Source organism: Cupriavidus sp. SZY C1, from assembly GCF_032190535.1.
Taxonomy (GTDB): domain Bacteria; phylum Pseudomonadota; class Gammaproteobacteria; order Burkholderiales; family Burkholderiaceae; genus Cupriavidus; species Cupriavidus pauculus_C.
Genome location: NZ_JAUANU010000005.1, coordinates 247,888 through 268,189, shown reverse-complemented (window position 1 = coordinate 268,189; position 20,302 = coordinate 247,888). Strand labels below are relative to the sequence as shown.

Below are 20,302 nucleotides of genomic sequence, written 5' to 3'. Positions count from 1 at the left end.
TCGGTTCTTGTCATGGAGGACGGCCGCGCCCCGTGGCGCCGGGCGTGGCCGTCTGGCGTGCGTCGGCAGGCCGCCCGGACTAGCGCCGGGGTTTGCCGGATTCCGACCCTGCTGAATTATCGGCAGATTGTGCCATGGTCGTAGCCACCGTGAGTGGCGGCAGCGACGGGCCGAGTGGCTCGGGCCGGCCGGGCAGCTCGCGGCGCGGGCGGCCCATCAGGATCGGCTGGAAGAACACCGCGCCGGCCAGCGTGCACGCCAGGGACAGCGCCAGCAGCTTGCCCATGCTGGCCGTGCCGGGATGGTGCGACAGCCAGAGGCTGCCGAACGCCGTGGCCGTGGTGGCCGCGCTGTACAGCACGGCGTGGGTCAGGCTGGACTGCAGCAGCTTGGTCTTGCCGTGGCGCCACGCAATCACGTAGTAGATCTTGAACGCCACGCCGATGCCCAGCAGCAGCGGCAGCGCGATGATGTTGGCGAAGTTCAGCGAGATGCCGAACAGCACGCACAGCTCCAGCGTGATCAGGCCCGACACCAGCAGCGGGATCAGCGTCCGCAGCACGTCGCCGACACGCCGGAGCGTGATCCAGAGCAAGACCGTTATCGAGATGACGGCCCAGATGCCCGCGTGGATGAACGCGGTCATGATCGTGTCGGCCGAGCCCTTGATCGCGATCGGCCCGCCGGTGGCGTCCGGCTGCACGCGCGCCATCACGTCGATGAATCGGTCCAGCGTGGCCTGCCGGGCGGCTTCGTTCTTCGCGCCCGGGGGCGGCAGCCTGGGGCTGACGTTGACCAGCGCCTGGCCGTCCGGGGCCAGCCAGTCGCGCACCAGCTCGGGCGGCAGTGTCTGCTGGGTGATCGTCTGCGGCTGCAGCGCCCGTTGCAGCGACGCCAGCGCCAGCCGCAGCGGCAGCGCCACGGCCCGCTCGGCGCGGTCGCGCGTGGCGGGCGGGGCATCGGCCAGTTGCTTGAGAGACCGGGACAGGTGCTCGGCCGACGCGGCGCCCGGGCCGGGGTGGTCCAGCGCGGCCAGCGACAACTGGCGCGACGCGTTGCGCAGCGACGCCACCCGCAGCGCGTCGGTGGCCGGCGTGGCGGTCTGCTGGGTCAGCACCGGCATCAGGTTCTTCGCCATGCCGGCGATGATCGGCAGCTTGGCGGCCTGGTCGTCCGGGATGAACGTCTTCAGCGTGACCACCCGCGCCACCTCGGGCACGGCCTTGAGCCGGGCGGCCACGGCCTCGGCATCCTTCAGCGTCGGGGCCAGCACCTTGACGTCGTCGGTGCCGGCCTGCGGCGCGTCCTTGAGCGCCAGCAGCGTGGACATCGACTCGGAATGGGGGTCCTTCAGGTGCAGCGGGTCGAAGTCGAACCGCAGGTGCGGCAGCAGCGGGAAACCGCCGATCAGCACGGCCAGCACGCCGACCAGCGTGCCCTTGCGGTGGCGCTCGAAGAATGCGTCGGCCGGGGCCAGCCAGCCGAAGCCAGGCATTTCCGCCTCGCCGCCCGGCGCCAGCACGCGGATCAGGGCCGGCAGCATCGTGAACGTGGTGGCGAAGGCGATGACCATGCCGACGCCGGCGATCTTGCCCAGCTCGGCCACGCCGCGGTAGTCGGTGGGCAGGAAGCAGAAGAACGCGGCGGCCGTGGCGGCGGCAGCCAGCGTGAGCGGGCCGGCCACGTCGCGGGCGGCCAGCGTCAGCGCGTCGTTCAGGTCGCCGTGGTCGTGGCGCTCGGCCCGGTAGCGCACGCCGAACTGGATGCCGAAGTCCACGCCCAGGCCCACGAACAGCACGGCAAAGGCCACCGAGATCATGTTCAGCGCGCCCACCATCATCAGGCCCAGCGCGGCGGTGATGATCAGGCCCGAGATCAGGCTGACCAGCACGGCGGTGATCAGGCGCGCGGACCGCAGCGCCATCCACAGGATGCCGATCACGACGACCAGCGTCAGCACGCCGTTGAGCACGGCGCCTTCGCTGACCGAGGCGAATTCGTCGTCGGCCAGCGGCTGCGGGCCGGTCAGGCGCACCACGGCTTCGTAGCGCTCGGCCAGCTTGAGCTGCGTGGCGGCGGCGCGGATTGCGTCGCTGGCGCCCGAGCCGGCCTTGAGGTCGCTGAAATCCAGCACCGGCGACAGCGTGACGAAGCTGAACGCGCGGCCGTCGGCATTCGGCTTCAGGCTGTCGTCGACGAGTCCGGCCCAGGATAGCGCCGCGGGCTTGTTGGCCAGCACGCCATCGACGGTCCGGGCGCTTTCGGCCAGCAGCTTGTCCATGTCGGACAGCTTGACCTGGCCCAACTGGAGCGGCAGGTTCAGCGTGGTGGTCAGCAGGTCGGACAGCCCGCGCAGCGTGGGGTCGTGGGCCAGGTTGTTGAGCAGCGGGCGCGCCTGGCCGAGCTTGTCAGCCATGTCGTGCACGCTGGCCGTATCGGCGAACAGCAGGCCGTTGCGCTCGAAGAACGGGCCCGATCCGGGCTGCCCGACGGCCTTGAAGCGGTTTGGCTGCTGGCGCAGCGCGTCGGCCAGCTCGTTGGCGGCGGCGTCGGCCAGTTCCTTGGCCGGGGCCTGCACGACGGCCAGGATCATCTTGTCGCGCTGCGGAAAGGCGGCGCTGATCGCGGCATCGTTGGTCGCCCAGGGCGCGTCCGATTCGAGCAGCTTGCTGATATCGGTATTGATGGCGAAATTGCGTGCCGCGTAGACGCCGCAGCCGACGGTGAGCAGCAGGGTGATGCCGATCACGAGCCAGGCGTGAACGGTGGCGAACTTGACGGTGCGAACCAGCAGCGGTCTGATCATGTGTCTGTGTATCTTCAACGCCCGCAAGCGGCGGGGGCGCGCGGGCGGCACCCGGAGTATAGCGGTTGGAGGCGGCGAACCCGCACGCGCGGGGCGGCCCGAACCCCATCGCGATCCGCTATATACTGGCCCGACTGGCCAACCCGGCCGTGTTGCCCCGAAGAGTCATGAACCGTTACGGAATCCTCCCCGCCGCGATCATCGCGCCCATCGCCATGGTGGCCATCGTGTCCACCGCCCATGCGCAGGCCACCGCGAGCGCGTCGCCCGACAAGCTGGTGCAGGCGGCTGTCGAAGGCGTGATCACGAAGATCAAGTCCGACCCCGAAACCCGCGCCGGCGACCTTGCAAAAATTACCGCAGTGGTCCGCCGCGAATTCCTGCCTTACACCGACTTCGGCCGCACCACGCGGCTGGCCGTCGGCAACGCCTGGAAACAGGCCACCCCCGAGCAGCAAAAAACGCTCCAGGAACAGTTCACTTCGTTGCTGGTACGCAGCTATGCCGTGTCGCTGTCGCAACTGCGCGAGCAGAGCCCCAAGTTCTCGTACAAGCCGGCCAAGACGGGCAGCAACGCCAACGACTCGGTCGTGGCGACGCGGGTGCTGAACAACGGGGACGAGATGCTGATCGACTACCGGCTGCAGAAAGGCGCCGATGGCTGGAAGATCTACGACATCAACATGATGGGTGCGTGGCTGATCGAGGTCTATCGCAAGCAGTTTGCGGACATCGTGGCACGCGACGGGATCGACGGGCTGATCAAGTATCTGACCAGTCACAACGCGCGGTAGGCGGTTGGGTTTTGCCCTCTCCCGCAGCGCGGGAGAGGGACGTCCAGATCAGTGGACCTGGGCGGTCGCCTGGACCTTCTCGGCGCGGCTGCCCTGCGCCTTCTTCAGGTTGCCGATCTCGGCCAGCTTGATTTCCACGTGGCGCGAGAACACGTATTCGGCCGGGCGCTGCTTGTCCAGCGGGATGTCCGGGGCCATCGGGCCGTCGGTCTTCACGCCGCGCAGGCTCACGCCCAGCGCCTTGATCGGGTGGGCGAACGTGTCGGCCACGGCCGTGGCCTCGAAGCCGCTGTGGACCATGCAGTTGGCGCACTTTTCGTAGTTGCCAACCCCGTAGGCGTCCCAGTCGGTGCCTTCCATCAGTTCCTTGAACGTCTTCACGTAGCCTTCGCCCACCAGGTAGCACGGACGCTGCCAGCCGAACACCGTGCGGGCCGGGTTGCCCCACGGCGTGCACTTGTAGGTCTGGTTGCCGGCCAGGAAGTCCAGGAACATCGTCGACTGGCTGAACGCCCAGTTCTTGCCGGCGTTGCCGCGGGCCAGGATGTCGCGGAAGAGCTGCTTGGTCTTGCCGCGGTGCAGGAAGTGCTGCTGATCCGGGGCGCGCTCGTAGGCGTAGCCCGGCGACACGGTGATGCCGTCCACGCCCATCGCCTTGACCGAGTCGAAGAACTGCGCCACGCGGTCCGGCTTGGCGTCGTTGAACAGCGTGCAGTTGATGTTCACGCGGAAGCCGCGCTCCTTGGCCATGCGGATGGCTTCGACGCAGCGGTCGTAGACGCCTTCCTGGTTGACCGAGTGGTCATGCATCTCGCGGTCGCCGTCCAGGTGGATCGACCACACGAAGTACGGGCTCGGCTCGTACTGGTCGATCTTCTTTTCCAGCAGCAGCGCGTTGGTGCACAGGTAGACAAAGCGCTTGCGGGCGATGATGCCGCGCACGATCTCCGGCATGTCCTTGTGCAGCAGCGGCTCGCCGCCGGCGATGGACACCACGGGCGCGCCGCATTCGTCCACGGCTTCCAGGCATTCCGCCACCGACAGGCGCTGGTTCAGGATGGGGTCCGGATAGTCGATCTTGCCGCAGCCGGAGCAGGCCAGGTTGCAGCGGAACAGGGGTTCGAGCATCAGGGCGAGCGGATAGCGCTTCTGGCCGGAAAGATGCTTGCGGACGATGTAGGCGCCTACGCGGGCGACCTGGAGAAACGGGATGGCCAAGGGGGTGCTTCCTTCTGGTTCAGTGTGTCGGTTCAGCCTGCAGCCGTCTGGCTGGCAAGCCGGGCGTCACTGATGTCGGTTGTTCTTCTGGCCCCTGGGGCCAGCGTTGCATCGGCTAGTTCAGCCGGCAGGCGGAATTCGGCATGTTCCTCGATGCCTTCCATGACCGATACGTCGACCGGACCAAGGCGTCGCAGGGCGGCAATGACGTCTTCCACCATGTCTTCGGGCGCCGAGGCGCCCGCGGTAATGCCCACGACATTCGCGTCGCGGACCCAGGCCGGGTCCAGTTCGCTGCCGTCGGCGATCAGGTAGCTCGGCACGCCGCTTTCCGTGCCGATCTCGCGCAGCCGGTTCGAATTCGAACTGTTGGTGGCCCCGATCACGAGAATCACATCCACGCGTGTGGACAAGTCGCGCACGGCGCTTTGCCGGTTTTGCGTGGCATAGCAGATATCGCGCGTACTGGGCCCGACCAGGTCGGTAAACCGCCGGCCGAGCGCCGCAATGATATTACGGGTGTCGTCCACGGACAACGTGGTCTGGGTGATATAGGCAACCGGCGCGTCGGCGGGCAGGTCCAGCCTGGCCACGTCGGCCTCGTTCTGCACCAGAATCACCTTGCCCGGAATCTGGCCGATCGTGCCTTCCACCTCGGGGTGCCCGGCATGGCCGATCAGCACCACGTGGCGCCCGGCCGCCGCGTACTGGCGGCCCTGGTTATGGACCTTGATGACGAGCGGGCAGGTGGCGTCGATGGCATGTAGCTCGCGTCGCTGAGCCTCTTGAATCACTTTCCGCGACACGCCGTGGGCGCTGAAGATCGTGACGGCATCGCCCGGCACCTCGTCGAGTTCCTCGACGAACCGCGCGCCTTTTTTCCGCAGCCCAGCCACGACGTGCTTGTTATGGACGATCTCGTGGCGGACGTAGACGGGGGCGCCGTATTTGATCAGGGCGCGGTCGACGATGTCGATCGCCCGGACCACGCCGGCACAGAAGCCCCTGGGCTGGGCAAGTATTACCTGCATGCAGACGGCCCCCCGACCCTCTTGTGACAATTCCTGGACATTACTTTTTTTTGGTATTCCGGCATCACTTCGCCGGTTCACGGTAGGTACTATATACCGGGTCGGATTTTCGCGTCGCCGCGTGGGGTATTGCCAACACTGGCATTCCGGTGAAAATGCGCGACTGCCGTCCGCGATAACGCGCCATCGTCGCGGAACGTGCACGCAACGCCAACAGGGGATTTGAAATTCACAATTGCATTCTCGTGACAGGGGCCTCGGGCTTCCTCGGTTCTTCGGTCATGCGCCAGGCGCTGGAGCGCGGTTTCCAGGTGCGGGTGCTGGTGCGGCCCACCAGCCCGCGCGCCAATCTGGCCGGCCTGCCCGTGGAGGTGGTGGAGGGCGACATGCGCGACCCGGCGTCGATGGCGCGGGCCATGGCGGGCGTCCGCTACCTGTTCCATGTGGCGGCCGACTACCGGCTCTGGGCGCCCGATCCGGAGGAAATCGTCCGGTCGAACGTCGATGGCACGGTGACGACGATGAACGCGGCCCGCGATGCCGGCGTCGAGCGCATCGTCTACACCAGCAGTGTGGCCACGCTGCGGGTGGCCGGGGCCACCGGCCCGGTCGACGAGACCGCCGCCATGGCCGGCCACGAGGCCATCGGCGCCTACAAGCGCAGCAAGGTGCTGGCCGAGCGCGAGGTGGAGCGGCTGGTGGCCGAGGGGCTGCCGGCGGTCATCGTGAACCCGTCCACGCCGATTGGCCCGCGCGACGTCCGGCCCACGCCGACCGGGCGGATCATCGTCGAGGCGGCCACGGGCAAGATCCCGGCTTTCGTCGATACGGGCCTGAACCTCGCCCACGTGGACGACGTGGCGAACGGTCATTTCCTGGCGCTGGACAAAGGCCGGATCGGCGAACGCTACATCCTGGGCGGCCAGGACGTGCTGCTGCGGCAGATGCTGGCCGACATCGCCGGCATGGCGGGCCGCAAGGCGCCGACCATCGAATTGCCGCGCTGGCCGCTGTACCCGATCGCCCGGGTGGCCGAAACCATCGCCCAGTTCACGAAAAAAGAGCCGTTCGTGACCGTTGACGGCCTGAAGATGTCGCAATACCGGATGTTCTTCACATCGGCCAAGGCCGAGCGGGAGCTGGGCTACACCGCCCGCCCGTACCAGCAGGCGCTGCAAGACGCGCTGGACTGGTTCCGCGGCAACGGCTACCTGAAGTAGCCGCCTGGGCAGGAGCCGGGCCTCAGGAGCGCACCGGCGCCTGGCTGCGGCCCTTCCACTGGCCGCCGCGCCGCAGGTAGTAGCGGCGCGCGGAGTCCAGCGTCGCGCCCAGGTAGAAAAGCGCGGTCAGCGGCAGTAGCGGCGCCAGCCAGGCCGGCTGGCGATACTCGCGCAGCATGGGGCGATAGCTGACCGCCATCAACACCCACGCCAGCCATGCCGGCCAGAGCGCGGCGCCGCCTGCCAGTGCCAGCACGGGCGGCGCCAGGTAGGTCAGGACCATGCCGAGCGTGGCGCCCGTCAGCATCGCCGGCGAGTAGTGGAGCTGGGTGTAGGCGCTGCGGGCGATCATGTTCCACAGGCTTTGCCAGTCGTCGTACGGACGCAGCGAAATGCTGTCGTCGGCCAGGTCCAGCCGGATGGACCCGCCTGCCTTGATCTTCGCCGCCAGGCTGCAATCGTCGATCAACTCGCCGCGAATGGCCGCGAAACCGCCGATCCGGGCCAGTGCCGAGCGGCGCGCCAGCATGCAGCCACCGGCCGCGCCCGCTACCTTGCTGCGGGGGGCTGCCACGCGGCGGAACGGGTAGAGTTTGGCGAAATAGAACACAAATGCCGGCACGATCATGCGTTCCCACCACGATTCGCAGCGCAGCCGCACCATCAGCGACGTCAGGTCGCGCTGCTCGTGCTCGGCGCGTGCCACCAGTTCGCGGATGGTCTGCGGGCCGTGCCAGATATCGGCATCGGTCAGGAAGACGAAACCCGCGTCCGGCATCTGCCGGTCAGCTTCGGCCAGCCCTTCTGACTGGGCCCAGACCTTGCCGCTCCAGCCAGCCGGCAGGTCTCGCGCGGCGATGACCGTCAGCGCGTCGGCCTTGCCGATCGACACGGCCGCCGCGCGGGCGATGTCGGCGGTGCCGTCGGCGCTATGGTCGTCCACCACCACCAGTTGCAGGCGGCCCGGGTACTGCTGGGTCAGCACCCCGGTCACCGCGCGGGCAATCACGTCGGCCTCGTTGCGGGCCGGAATCACGCCGATGACCGGCGGCCACGCGGCCGGATCTGGCGAGGGCAGGGGCTTCTGCACGCGCCAGAAGCCGGCGCGCGCGAACACGAGGACACACCAGACCACCAGGGTCAGCAGGGACAATCCGAACAGCAGCATGAGATGTACTTGAGAAAGCGTCGCGCCGGCCAGGCCGGATTCGGCACGATGGTGGGGCGGACGAGGCGCGCATCATACCCCGCGATGCGCCGTTCGTTCCTGGCCAGGAGCGCCGTCACGCGGCGGTCGCACGGTGTTGTCACTGGCGCTCCGGGGCAAGGATGGCGGCAGCCATTGTAGCCAGCCGGAGCGGTTGTTGCAGATGTGTGTGTCGTGAAAGCCGGACGGGGAGGTGGTTCCCCGTCCGGTGTCAGCCCGGCAGCCGGGCCGGGTCAGCGCGCGTGGTGGACGCCCGGTGCCGGGCGCGGTCCCGGCGGCTGGCGATGCCAGTCCTGCGCGATGTCCGGAAAGACATCGCACTCGCCGCGCACGATGTTCTCGATCGTCGCGCAGATGCCTTCGGTGCCGCGCGGCCCCACGCAGACCAGGCTGCGTGGATGGTCGGAATGCGCCGGAATGGCGTAGACGTGCATGCCCTCGCGGTAGAGGGGATGCTGGGTGAGCCGCTCGTTCAGGATCTCGACAAAGCGGCTGGGGCTTACGGTTGGCTTGTCCATCGCTGTCTCCCTACGGGTCTCCAGCCTATGGCGGGGACGTGCCAGGTTCAAGCGGCTCGGCGGCGCTTCAAGCGCTCATTGGGTCGCATCGTCACGTAATGTCACGCATGTTCACGGGTGGCTACGTTCAGTGGGCCGCGCGGGCGGCGCCCAGGTCACCCACTTCGCTGGCAATGCGGCGCCCGTCGAGCATGCCGTTGCCGGTGGCCCAGCAGGCGGCCTCGGCTTCGGCGTGGGACGGATAGTCGGTCTGGGCTTCGATCATGCTGTCGCAGTCGGCGCCGCCGCATTTCTCCTCCACGACGATGCGCCACGTGTAGCGCCCGGGCGGGTCTTCCATGACGTGCATGACCAGCGTGCGGCGGTGGTCGGACAGGGACATCGGATGGGTGGACATGGCGTTCTCCCTGGGCAGGCGGCCCGGTGGACTTCCACCATAGTCAGCGGTTCCGGGCAATTCCAGCCCGATTTGATGCAGTGCGGCGTCGGCGGCCTTTGCATGGCCGATGCGTCCTGCTATCGTGCTGGCCTTGGGATTCGGGGTCGACATGGCCGCCTGACAACGGCCCGGACCGGACCCGCTCGTGGAGCCTCGACCATGCCTGCCGATCCGAATCTGACCCCGCGCATTACCGCGCTGCTCACCCACTTCGACACCGTCGTGCTGCCCGCCTGGACGGGTGCCGGCTGGAACCCTTCGATGCAGCTCGCGCACGAGGCGCTGGACGGCGCCACGGGCCAGCCCCGCCCGGACCAGCGCTATCGCACGATGGCCTGCGCGCGGCAGCTCTATGTCTTTGCCACCATGGGCAACCTTGCCCACGCCGCCACGCTGTTCGGTTCGCTGGTGCGCCATTTTGGCGATGGCGCGGGCGGCTGGCTCTACAGCATCGACCCGCAGGGGGCGCCGCTCGATACCACGCGCGACCTCTATACCCACGCCTTCGTCGTCTACGCCTGCGCGCACTACTACCGCGCCAGCCGCGACCCCGCCGCGCTGGAAGTCCTGCATCGCACCGTGGCCGTGATCGAATCACGATTTGCCGATGGCAACGGGCTCTATCACGCGGCATTGGCGGCCAATTTTGGCCCGAACGACAGCGGCGTGCTGCAGAACCCGATCATGCATCTGACCGAGGCGTACCTGGCGGCGCTGGACGTCGCCGGCGAACCGTGGATGGCGCAGCGGCTCAAGACGCTGGCCGATGCGGTACATGCCACGTTCGTCGATCCGGCCGACGGCTGCGTGGCTGAACTGCCGCGCGGCGCGGCTGGCAACCGGATCGAGCCCGGCCATCAATTCGAGTGGTATTCGCTGGTCATGACTGCGCCGGCGCTGTTTGCCGATGGCCCGCTGGCCGCCACGCTGCCGCGCGCCTACGACTTTGCCCGGCGGCACGGCGTGGCCGCCGGCACGCTGGGCGTCTGCGCCGCGCTGGACGGGCAGGGCGCCGTGCAGGACGCCACCGAGCGCATCTGGGCGCAGACCGAGTTCGCGCGAGCGCTGGTCGTGCACGCGGCCGTGCAGCACGACGATGCGCCGCTGGCCGAGCTGGCCGAGCTGGCGGACTGGATCGACAGCTTCCAGCGCCGCTTTCTCCATGCCCGGGGCTGGCACGAGTGCCTGGCGCCGGACGGCGCCGTGGTGCGCGCCGAAATGCCGTCCACCACGCCCTATCACCTGCTCACGTCCTGGCAGGCGCTGCGCGCGCTGCTGCCGGCTGCCTGACGCTAGTCCGCGCGCGGCGCGCGCAGGTCGCTCTGGCGGATCAACTGGAGCAGCGTGTCCGCCGGTTTCGACAGCCGCCGCGCGGCCAGCGTGATGAATTCCACCTCGGGCAGCGCCGGCAGCGTGTGCCCGTTGATCGGCGAGACCAGCCCGCCGCCAGTCAGGTTCTGGGCCCGTACCGTGATGCCGAGTCCGCCGCGCGCCGCGGCAATGCAGCCGGAATGGCTGCTGCTGGTGCAGACCATGCGCCACTGCCAGCCGGCGGCGGCCAGCGTATCGAGCACGACCGACCTTGTGACGCTCGGCTCGTTGACGAGGATCAGCGGCAGCGGCTGCCCCACGTCGACGACGGTGCCCGGCCGCGCCAGCCATTCAAGCTGGCCCCGGAACAGTGGCACGCCGCGCCGCTCGCCTTCGCGGCGCTTGCCGATCATCAGGTCCAGTTCGCCCGCCTCCAGCCATTCGTAAAGCTTGCCGGTCATGCCGATGTTGATTTCCAGCTCCACGTCCGGGTGCGTGGCGCGGAACGCGGCCAGCACATTGGGCAGCGGGCCCTGCGCCAGGTCTTCCGATGTGCCCAGCCGCACGCGGCCCTGCAGCCGGGGCGCGCTGAACTGCTGCTCGGCGCGCGCTAGCGATTCCAGGATCAGCCGTGCATGCACCAGCAGCGCCTCGCCGTCGGGGGTCAGGGCCAGGCTGTGGGTATCGCGCACGAACAGCCGCCGGCCCACGCTCTGTTCGAGCCGGCGGATATGGTCGCTGACCGACGACTGCGAGAGGCCAAGCTGGCGCCCGGCGTCGGTAAAACTGCGTGACGTGGCCACCGTGGCAAAGGTCTGGATCCAGATGGGATTGAGCATCGCGGCATTGTCATCGGGTTTGCCGATGGCAGTCAATCAAGCCAGAGGGGTTCCCGATGGGTGCCGCGGTCCGTACCATGGAGGCCGGTTGTTCGCGGTTTCCCCGATGGACGCCGCCCCTGGAATCGAGTCATGCACACCGCCCCCGCCCCAGCCGCCAGCCCGGCCGCATCCCGCAAAGCCATGCTCTGGATCGTCTTCGCCGGCTTCTTCATGCAGACGCTGGACACGACGATCGTCAACACCGCACTGCCGTCGATGGCCCACAGCCTGGGCGAAAAACCGCTCGACCTGAAACCGGTGGTGGTGGCCTATACGCTGACCATGGCGATGCTGACGCCGGCGTCGGGCTGGCTGGCCGACAAGTTCGGTACGCGGCGCGTGTACTTCAGCGCGATCCTGATCTTCGTGCTGGGATCGGTGTTCTGCGCCTCGGCCCACACGCTGACCCAGCTGGTGATCGCGCGGGTGCTGCAGGGGGTGGGCGGCTCGATGCTGCTGCCGGTGGGCCGGCTGGCCGTGCTGCGCAATATCCCGGGCGAGCAGTACATCGCGGCGCTGGCGTTCGTGTCGATTGCCGGGCAGGTGGGGCCGATCTTCGGGCCCGTGCTGGGCGGCTGGCTGGTGCAGAGCGCGTCGTGGCACTGGATCTTCCTGATCAACGTGCCGGTGGGGCTGGTGGGCCTGCTCGCCGTGCGCCGCTACCTGCCGGCGGGGGAATCCGGCGTGGCGCCGCCGTTTGACTGGATCGGCTGCGGCCTGCTGTCGCTGTGCATGGTGACGTTCTCGCTGGCGCTGGAAAATGGCGGGCACGGCACGGGCAGCGCGCTACTGGCCGCCGTCAGCGTTGCCAGCGCGCTGCTCTACATTCCCCACGCGCGCCGGCACGCCACGCCGCTGTTCCGGCTGGCGCTGTTCCGCGAGCCCAACTTCAGCATCGGGCTGATCGGCAATCTGGTGTGCCGCATCGGCTCGGGCGCCGTGCCGTTCCTGCTGCCGCTGCTGTTCCAGTTGCAGCTCGGCTATTCGCCGCTGCATTCGGGGATGATGCTGCTGCCGGTGGCCATCGCGGGCACGCTGTCCAAGCGGTGGATCGTGCCGCTGGTCAATCGCTTTGGCTACGACGCCTTCCTGCTCGTCAACACGGTGATCGTCGGCGCGTCGATCGCGTCGTTCTCGGCGATGTCGCCGGGCTGGCCGCTGGCCCTGTCGATCGTGCAGCTTGCGGTGTTTGGCGCGGCCAATTCGATGCAGTTCGCGGCCATGAACAGCGTGACGCTGAAGGGCCTGACCCGTGAAGACGCCGGCAGCGGCAACAGCCTGTTCTCGATGGTGCAGATGCTGGCCATCGGGCTTGGCGTGACCATCGGCGGCGGCCTCGTCGGCCTGTTCTCGCTCAAGCTGGGCGCCGCCGCGCCGGCCTACCGGCTGACTTTCCTGGTCGTCGGCACCATCACGCTGCTGTCCGCCGTGGTGTTCCGCCGGCTCGACGCCGGCCTGCTGAATCCGAAATCGGTGAAACGCGCCGCCGTGCAGGCACGGTAGCGGCGTCTCAGGCGGCCGGCGGCGGCCAGCCGCCTTGTGCCGCCAGCGCCTGGTACCACTCGTGCATCGCCGAATCCTGCACGGAATACTCGCCGCGCGCGGACTTCCAGACCAGGGCGGGGGTACGGTCGCGCAAGCTGTCCAGCGCCGCCTGCACCTTCTGCGGCGACACCGTCAGCTCGGGGCAACGCTCCCGATAGAACGCGAGCGATTCGGCATCGTAGGGCCGGAACGCGCGCCCGGCCGCCAGCATGCGCCAGAGCACCGCCTGCTCCAGCGGCTTCAGGCCCAGGAAGTCGGACTGCATCTGCGCGGTGTCCTGCGCCTGCCGCCGGCGCGCGGCGGCCAGCACGCGCTGCTCGAAGCGTTCGCCGTCGCCGGCCTCCAAGGGGTTCAATGCCTCGCCAATCGCGGCGTGGAAGAACTGCGGCCGCTGGCCGAACAGTTCGAACGCCTGGAACAGCGCCGCGTGGTCCACCGGCATCAGGTCGGGCCGCTGCGTGCCGATCAGATCGGCCACGTAGTCGACGTAGCGCTTGCCCAGCGTTGGCATCTGGTGGATCGACGAGCCATAGAAGGGCGCGGCAGCGGAATTAACCAGCCGCAGCAGCTTGTCGCGGTCTGAGCCGGACATCACCAGCATCAGCGTGACGTTGTCCGGCGTGTTCATCTGGTCGCGGGCGGACTTCAGCGCCGCCATGGCCGCTTCGCCCCATTCGCTGGTCAGCGCGTGCTGCGCTTCGTCGATCAGCAGCGCCACGGGTTTGCCGGCGGCCCGGTGCAGGGCCTGCAGCGCCTGCGGCAGCGTGGCGCCGTCGGGCCGGCCGATCTTCGACGTGTCGATCTTCAGCGTGCCGGCGATGGTGACGCTTTCCAGCCGGGCCTTGCGCGCCGCGCGCGCCACCACGCCCTGGTGGTCGGCCAGCGCCAGCGCAATGCCCTCGGCGATCAGCTCGCCGGGATCGCGGCGCTGGTTCGACCACAGGTCGACGTAGATGACGAGCACATGGTTGTCTTCCAGCGCGGGCCGCAGGTCATGCTGCAGGAACATCGACTTGCCCGTGCGCCGGGGTGCCGCCAGGAACAGCCCATTCTGTGCATCGCCAAACATGGCGCGGCCCTGCAGCTGGGTGGCCAGGTCGGCCGCAAGGTCGGGTCGGCGGTAGTAGCCCATCCTTTTATCCGGAATTATTTCGATCCGGATAATTTATGGAATCCGGAATAAAAGTCAATAATTGGGCGTCCTGTGACACGAAATGAGGCTCATAAGGCACCCTCCAGCGGCTGTCGCAGGCTATTCCTCTACCCCGTTCTCGCGCAGCATCCGCTCGCATTCGTCGAGCATGTCGTGGGCAAAGGCCGACTGGTAGTTGGGGTCGAGCGCTTCCATCATCTCGTGTGACGCATAGAGCCCGGCTTCGCGCGACAGCGTATCGGCCAGTTGCCGCGCAAGCTGGTCGCTCAGTTCGGACAGCAGGCGCCGGTCCGACAGCGCCAGTTGCAGCTTCGATCGCGACAGCCAGCTCGCGGCCAGCGTGGCGCCCTGGGCGTCGGTCAGCCATTTCCCATGCTCGTAGAACGCCGCCAGCCGTTCGGCGGTCAGCGCGAACATCAGCGCCTTGCGGGTGTTGAAGTCGATACGGGGCGGCGGCGATGCGGGAATCATGGGCAGCGGGGCAGGGTGACAAGGCGCGCCATGGTAGCGCAGGCGCTCAGTCGAAGCGGGCTTGCAGCCACGCGCCGACGTCGGCGATTTCTTCCAGGCAGACCGAATGCGGCATGTTGGCGTACGCCTGCCAGGTGATCGGCTGCCCCCGGGCGGTCAGGAAATCGCGCGCCCGGATGCCCAGCGCCATCGGCACCACCTCGTCGGCGGTGCCATGGGCGGCAAACACCGGCGTGGCCGCGTTGGCGGGCGTGGCTTCGGCCTCGATCAGTTCGGTGGACGGAATGTAGGTGGACAGCGCAATCACGCCGGCCAGCGCTTCCGGGTGGGTCAGCGCCGTGGTGTAGGCAATGGCGCCGCCCTGCGAGAAACCGGCCAGCACGATGTTGGCGGTGGGCACGCCGCGTTCGTTTTCGCGGGCGATCAGGGCGCGGATGGCATCGCGCGACTGCCTGATGCCGGCCAGGTCGGCCTTGCGGCCGGCTTCGTCCAGCGAGTAGATGTCGTACCACGCCGGCATCACGTAGCCGCCGTTGCAGGTGACCGGGATGGCCGGGGCGTGGGGAAAGACAAAGCGGACGGCGGCGGTGGCGGGCAGGCCCAGTTCGGGCACGACGGGCACGAAATCGCTGCCGTCGGCGCCCAGCCCGTGCATCCAGATCACGGCATGGGTCGGATGCGGGGCGGTTTCGATGTCAATGGCGGGCAACAGGCTCATGGCCGCTCCAGGGGATGCCGGAAAGCGGGCAGTATCGCACAGGCGCCTGGCGCGTCCGTGCGACGGTCTGCTGCGATAAGACAGGGATCAGGCGGCGCTCGGGACGATCGGAATCGTGGCCAGGCCGGGGGCGCTGCGCGCGGGCGACGTGGATTGCAGCACGGGCATGTCCGGCTGCGGCGACGACCCGAAGCGGCGGTCGGCCACGCCTTCCACGCCGGTGGCGCCCACCTCTTCCAGGAAGGCGATCATGTTGCGGTAGTAATCGACTTGCATCTGCGCTTCAAGCAGGCGGCGTTCGGCCTGGAAGAGCGTCAGCCTCATGTCTTGCAGTTCCTTTTCGGCGATCTTCTCTGGCGTCGGCGGACTGAACAAGTTTGCAAGCGAACGCATGGCAGTTACCTCCCGGGGCTTTTGTACGTCTGGTGAGTCATTTCGGTTGAGCGCGCCATGCCGTCAAATATAGACGATCCGGCGCAAGGTACACGATGGGTCACCATGGCTGATGTGGGGTCCCCCACAAGAATGATTGCCGTCACCCGGATGGTGCGGTAGATTTACCGCCCATCAGCCGGTACGCGCCAACGGGCCCGTGCCGGCTTTGTCTTTTTTACGTCCCGGCGTGATACGAAATTTCCGATTGTGGCGAAAGCTGCCGTTTCGGAATCGTTACGGGATGGGACGCCCTCCTGCCCGGTCAATCTCTGCCATCGGCAAAAAAACCACACGCCGGGCCGGCCCCGCATCGGCGCCGGCCGACGCGGGACCGGATGTGACACCGGCGTGACCGGCCCAGACCCCGGCAGGCAGGTAGAATGCCGCGCCAGCGCCTCTTTTCGCCCCCGCCACGTGTTCGCCACGCTTTCCCTTTCTGCCGCCTGCCGCCGACTGCTGGTCTGGCTGGCCTGGCTGTGCGTCTGCCTGCCACTGGTGGCCGTGGCGGCGCCGGTGCGGGTGGTCGTGGCGTCGTCCCAGACCCATCTGCTGCCTGCCGCCGCCGAGGCGTTCCACGCGGCCCATGGCGATGGCGTGGCCGAATTCCGGTTTGCCAATGCAGCGCCCGATGCCGCGACGCTAGCCCGCGCCGACGTGATTGCCGCGTGGTTCGTCCCCGCCGCCGCGCTGCGCCAGATGGGGCCCGATATTCGGCACGCCCAGGCGCGTGGCGCAACGGTACTGGCCATGCCGGCGGAGACCGCCGACGCCGCGTGGCAGATCCATACCGATGCGGCGCTGAACGCCGGCGCCCAGCGCTACTGGGACGCCGGCGGCGTCGACAATCTTGCCGCCTTCCTGGCCTACGCCGTGGCCGCGCAACAGCGTGCCGCCGGCGTGGCGCCGATCACCGTGGCGCCGGTCCGGCCCGCGCCCGCCGCCGGGCTCTACCACCCGCGCGCGCCGCAACCGTTCGCGTCGCTGGGCGACTACCTGCGCTGGTACCGCGCCAACGGCGGCCTGCGGCCCGACGCGCCGCTGGTCGGCATCGCGTTCTATGCGACGAACCACCGCCAGCGCGACCTCGCTCACGTCGACGCGCTGATCGCGGCGCTGGAGCGCGCCGGCATCGGCGTGGTCCCGGCCTTTGGCTGGCCGCTGTCCGCGCTCGACGGCCTGCTGACGCAGGACGGCGCCACGCCGCTGCGCGCGCTGCTGGCGCTGAACCTGACGATTCCGCGCGCCGAGGACAAGGACTGGCTGGCGGGCCACGGCCTGCACACGATCAACCTGATTGCCACGCGCGACAGCGCCGCCCGCTGGCGTGCCGACGTGCGCGGCATTGCCGGCGAGCGCCTGCCGCTGCTGCTGACCGCCCCCGAGCGCAGCGGGGCGACCGAGCCGATCCTGTTCGCCACGCAGGAGCCGCAGGACGGCGCCACGACCAGTACGGCGGTGCCGGAGCGTGTCGACGCAATCGTCGCGCGCGTGCGGCGCTGGATCGCGCTGCAGGACACGCCGCCCGCGCGCAAGCACGTGGCGATGCTGTACTACAACAACCCGCCCGGGCGCGGCAATATCGGCGCGAGCTACCTGGCGACGCTGCCATCGCTCGCCCAGATCCTGCAGCGCCTGCGCGCGGCCGGCTACGACACCGGCACCAGCCTGCCCGACACCGCCGCGCTCACGTCGCTGCTCGAAGCCAACGGCCGCAACGTCGAGACGTGGTCGCCGGGCGAACTGGACCGCATGGTCCGCGCCGGCCACGTCACGCTGGTGCCGCTGGCCCAGTACCGCCGATGGTTCGATGCGCTGCCGGCGCCGTTCCGCGCGTCGGTGGAGCGTGCGTGGGGCCCGCCCGGCCGCCATCCGCTGATGCTCGCGCGCGATGCGCGCGGCGATCCCGCCTACGTGCTGCCGGGGCTGCGCTTTGGCAACGTGTTTGTCGGCCCGCAGCCGCTGCGCTCCACCTTCGACCGCGCGATGGACGTCTCGCACGACACGATCACGCCGCCGCCGCACGCCTACATCGCCGCCTACCTGTGGTATCGCCACGCGTTCGGCGCCGATGCCGTGGTTCACGTGGGCCGCCACGGCACGCTGGAATGGCTGCCGGGCAAGCAGGTCGCGCAGGCGGGCGACGACGCATCCGAACTGCTGCTCGGCGACCTGCCGAACGCCTACGTCTACATCCAGGACGGCGGCGGCGAGGCGATCCAGGCCAAGCGCCGCAGCGCGGCCGTGCTGGTAAGCCACCTGTCGCCGCTGCTGGCCTCGGCGGGCCAGCCCCCGGTGCTGGCCGCGCTGGACGAGGCGATCGAACAGGCCGACGCCACGCGCGACAGCGCGCCGGAGCTGTCCGCCCAGTACCGGCGCCAGGCGCTGGCCCAGATCCGCGCGCTGAAGCTGGACCAGCAACTAGGCGTCGATGCCGGCGCGCCGTGGGACACCATCGAGCCGGTCGTGCACGCCTTCCTGCACAAGGTGGAGGCCGAGCCCATGCCGCTGGGCATCCACACGCTCGGCCAGTTGCCGCCCGACGCCGACCAGGCCGACGCGCTGGCGCTGATGCTGGGCACGCAGGTCAAGGCCGATGCCGACCGCCTGCGCGCGTGGTCGGCCGCGCTGGTGGCGGGCCGCGACGTCGAGGGCGCGGACGATGCCGAACGCCGCGCGCTGTCCGCCGGCCGCCAGTGGCTGGCCGACCTGCGCGCATCGCCCCAGCGCGAACTGGACGGCCTGGTCTCGGTGCTGGCCGGCCGCTACCTGCCCACCGGCCCGCTGGGCGACCCCGTGCGCGTGCCCGACAGCCTGCCCACCGGCCGCAACCTGCACGCCTTCGACGGCGCGCGCATTCCCACCCAGGCCGCGTGGGCGCTGGGCAAGACGATGGCGGCACAGACGCTCGACCGCTTCCGCCGCGAGCGGGGCAAGTGGCCGGAGTCGGTGTCGATGGTGCTCTGGTACGGCGAGACCGAGCGGCACCAGGGCGCGATGGAGGCCGAGGCGCTGTACCTGATGGGCGTGGAACCGGTGTGGAACGCGCGCGGCAATGTGGAGGACGTGCGGCTGATTCCCGATGTCGATCTGGGCCGGCCCCGCGTGAACGTGCTGCTGACCACGTCGGGCATCTACCGCGACGGCTTTGGCGACAAGATCGCGCTGCTGGACAAGGCCGCCCGGCTGGCCGCCGCTGCCGGGGAGAATGCAATTAGCCGCCATGACGAGGCCGTCGCCATGGAACTGGGCCGGCAGGGCGTGGAGCCGGGCCAGGCGCAGCGGCTGGCGCGGGCGAGGGTGTTCGCGGCGCGGCCCGGCAACTATTCGATCGGCGTGCAGCAGATGGTCGAGCAGAGCCGCGACGCGCAGGGGCCGCCCGATGCGCTGGCGCGCCAATACCTGCGCTACATGAACTTCGCCTATTCGGCCGATGGGTGGGGCGAATCGGCGCCGGGGGCGTTGGCCAGCCACCTGAAGTCGAACCAGGCGGTGCTGTTCTCGCGCGCCAGCACGCTGTACGGCGCGCTGGACAACGACGACACCTACCAGTACGCGGGCGGCCTGGCCGCCGCCACGCGCGCGGCCGGCGGCACGGCACCGCCGCTGTGGCTGCACAACCTGCGCCGCCCGGGCCAGGCCGAGACCGTCGACGCCCGCACATGGCTGGCCACAGAGCTGAACGCGCGCCAGTGGAATCCGAAGTGGATCACCGGGATGCAGCGCGCCGGCTACGCGGGCGCCCGCGAGATGTACAAAGAGGTGGAGCACCTGTACGGCTTCCAGGCCACCGTGCCCGAGCAGATGCCCGGCGAGTTCTGGCAGCGCACCTATGACGTCTACGTGGCCGACAAGCTCGGGCTGGGCATGGCGGCGTTCTTCCGCGGCGCCAATCCGCACGCGCGGCAGGGCATCCTGGCGCGGCTGCTGGAGGTGGACCGGCAGGGCAGCTACCGCTTCACCGACGCCGAGCGCCGCGAATTGCTGCGCCAGTACGCGGCGAGCGTGCAGCGCGACGGGCTGTCGTGCACGGCCAATACCTGCGGCAATCCCACGCTGATGGCGCATATCGCGCGCGCGGGCCGCGCGGCGCGGATCGACATGAAACCGGTAGGCCGCGCGCTGGCCGACGCGGTGGTGCGGCCGGCGCAGCGGGAGGCGCAGGCGGTGCGGACACCGCAGGCCGTCGTGCCGGCGGCGCCGGTGGCGTCGACATCGGATGTCGAACACGTCAGCGGCCAGCGGCTGGTGGCGCAGCTGGCCGCGACGCCGGCGCGAACGGGACAACCGGCGATCGGGTGGCTGCTGGCGGCACTGGCTGTCGCGGGGGGTGCGTTCGCGGGGTGGTGGCGGGGGCGGCGGGGGTAGCAGGCTGCGATGCTGCCCTCTCCCCCGACCCCTCTCCCGCGCGGGAGAGGGGAGCAAACCGACAGGAATGGCAACCCGATTGTGGTCTCCCCTCTCCCGCTTGCGGGAGAGGGGCCGGGGGAGAGGGCCAGCGCTTGCCAGACCCACCACCCCACGCCAGGCACCCCCAAATAGACAGCCCCCCCGTATG

The 20,302-nt window shown here is 69.2% G+C and carries 16 protein-coding genes; 5 read left to right on the top strand and 11 right to left on the bottom strand.

Features of this window, described 5'->3' with window-relative positions; all coding sequences use genetic code 11:
- Positions 1-79: 79 nt before the first annotated feature.
- Positions 80-2,806 carry an MMPL family transporter gene (locus QTN24_RS10960; protein ID WP_124685333.1) on the bottom strand — a complete coding sequence of 909 codons (2,727 nt, stop codon included), beginning with the start codon at positions 2,804-2,806 and terminating at the stop codon, positions 80-82.
- A gap of 167 nt (positions 2,807-2,973) precedes the next feature.
- Between QTN24_RS10960 and QTN24_RS10955 the strand changes: the two genes are divergently transcribed.
- Positions 2,974-3,600 carry a phospholipid-binding protein MlaC gene (locus QTN24_RS10955; RefSeq protein WP_124685332.1) on the top strand — a complete coding sequence of 209 codons (627 nt, stop codon included), beginning with the start codon at positions 2,974-2,976 and terminating at the stop codon, positions 3,598-3,600.
- Between the two features lie 48 nt (positions 3,601-3,648).
- On the opposite strand, the gene hpnH is transcribed toward QTN24_RS10955, so the two are convergent.
- Entirely contained in the window at positions 3,649-4,818 is a 1,170-nt protein-coding gene (hpnH, locus tag QTN24_RS10950) for an adenosyl-hopene transferase HpnH (RefSeq protein WP_124685331.1), read from the bottom strand.
- Positions 4,819-4,850: 32 nt separating this feature from the next.
- A complete protein-coding gene (gene ispH, locus QTN24_RS10945) occupies positions 4,851-5,849 on the bottom strand; it encodes a 4-hydroxy-3-methylbut-2-enyl diphosphate reductase (RefSeq protein ID WP_313837001.1) in 999 nt (332 codons plus the stop codon).
- A gap of 227 nt (positions 5,850-6,076) precedes the next feature.
- Between ispH and hpnA the strand changes: the two genes are divergently transcribed.
- Complete coding sequence (hpnA, locus tag QTN24_RS10940) at positions 6,077-7,069, top strand: hopanoid-associated sugar epimerase (RefSeq protein WP_313837090.1); 993 nt, start codon at positions 6,077-6,079, stop codon at positions 7,067-7,069.
- Positions 7,070-7,091: 22 nt separating this feature from the next.
- On the opposite strand, the gene QTN24_RS10935 is transcribed toward hpnA, so the two are convergent.
- The 3 genes from QTN24_RS10935 to QTN24_RS10925 form a co-directional block, all read right to left on the bottom strand.
- Positions 7,092-8,237, bottom strand: coding sequence for a glycosyltransferase (locus QTN24_RS10935; protein WP_313837000.1), 1,146 nt, complete (start codon positions 8,235-8,237; stop codon positions 7,092-7,094).
- Between the two features lie 272 nt (positions 8,238-8,509).
- Positions 8,510-8,794 carry a hypothetical protein gene (locus QTN24_RS10930; RefSeq protein WP_124685328.1) on the bottom strand — a complete coding sequence of 95 codons (285 nt, stop codon included), beginning with the start codon at positions 8,792-8,794 and terminating at the stop codon, positions 8,510-8,512.
- A gap of 127 nt (positions 8,795-8,921) precedes the next feature.
- Positions 8,922-9,191 (bottom strand): hypothetical protein, encoded by a 270-nt coding sequence (locus tag QTN24_RS10925; RefSeq protein ID WP_313836997.1) that lies wholly within the window; start codon positions 9,189-9,191, stop codon positions 8,922-8,924.
- 201 nt (positions 9,192-9,392) lie between these two features.
- On the opposite strand from QTN24_RS10925, the gene QTN24_RS10920 reads away from it, so the two are divergent.
- On the top strand, positions 9,393-10,523 hold the full coding sequence (locus QTN24_RS10920) for an AGE family epimerase/isomerase (protein WP_313836996.1): 1,131 nt from the start codon (positions 9,393-9,395) through the stop codon (positions 10,521-10,523).
- A 2-nt stretch (positions 10,524-10,525) separates the two neighbouring features.
- Here QTN24_RS10920 and QTN24_RS10915 read toward each other — a convergent pair whose 3' ends face one another.
- Positions 10,526-11,383, bottom strand: coding sequence for a LysR family transcriptional regulator (locus tag QTN24_RS10915; RefSeq protein WP_313836995.1), 858 nt, complete (start codon positions 11,381-11,383; stop codon positions 10,526-10,528).
- Positions 11,384-11,515: 132 nt separating this feature from the next.
- Here QTN24_RS10915 and mdtD point away from each other — a divergent pair, with 132 nt between their 5' ends.
- Positions 11,516-12,928 carry a multidrug transporter subunit MdtD gene (gene mdtD, locus QTN24_RS10910; protein ID WP_313836994.1) on the top strand — a complete coding sequence of 471 codons (1,413 nt, stop codon included), beginning with the start codon at positions 11,516-11,518 and terminating at the stop codon, positions 12,926-12,928.
- Positions 12,929-12,935: 7 nt separating this feature from the next.
- Here mdtD and QTN24_RS10905 read toward each other — a convergent pair whose 3' ends face one another.
- From QTN24_RS10905 to QTN24_RS10890, 4 genes are all read right to left on the bottom strand, one after another.
- Positions 12,936-14,102, bottom strand: a complete 1,167-nt coding sequence (locus tag QTN24_RS10905) for an AAA family ATPase (RefSeq protein WP_313836993.1) — start codon at positions 14,100-14,102, stop codon at positions 12,936-12,938.
- 120 nt (positions 14,103-14,222) lie between these two features.
- Positions 14,223-14,594, bottom strand: coding sequence for a hypothetical protein (locus tag QTN24_RS10900; protein WP_313836992.1), 372 nt, complete (start codon positions 14,592-14,594; stop codon positions 14,223-14,225).
- A gap of 46 nt (positions 14,595-14,640) precedes the next feature.
- Complete coding sequence (locus QTN24_RS10895; protein WP_313836991.1) at positions 14,641-15,312, bottom strand: alpha/beta hydrolase; 672 nt, start codon at positions 15,310-15,312, stop codon at positions 14,641-14,643.
- Between the two features lie 87 nt (positions 15,313-15,399).
- Positions 15,400-15,705 (bottom strand): hypothetical protein, encoded by a 306-nt coding sequence (locus tag QTN24_RS10890; RefSeq protein WP_124685322.1) that lies wholly within the window; start codon positions 15,703-15,705, stop codon positions 15,400-15,402.
- Positions 15,706-16,161: 456 nt separating this feature from the next.
- On the opposite strand from QTN24_RS10890, the gene QTN24_RS10885 reads away from it, so the two are divergent.
- The gene (locus QTN24_RS10885; protein WP_313836989.1) at positions 16,162-20,112 is read left to right on the top strand and encodes a cobaltochelatase subunit CobN; all 3,951 of its coding nucleotides are present in this window, start codon (positions 16,162-16,164) and stop codon (positions 20,110-20,112) included.
- Positions 20,113-20,302: the final 190 nt, after the last annotated feature.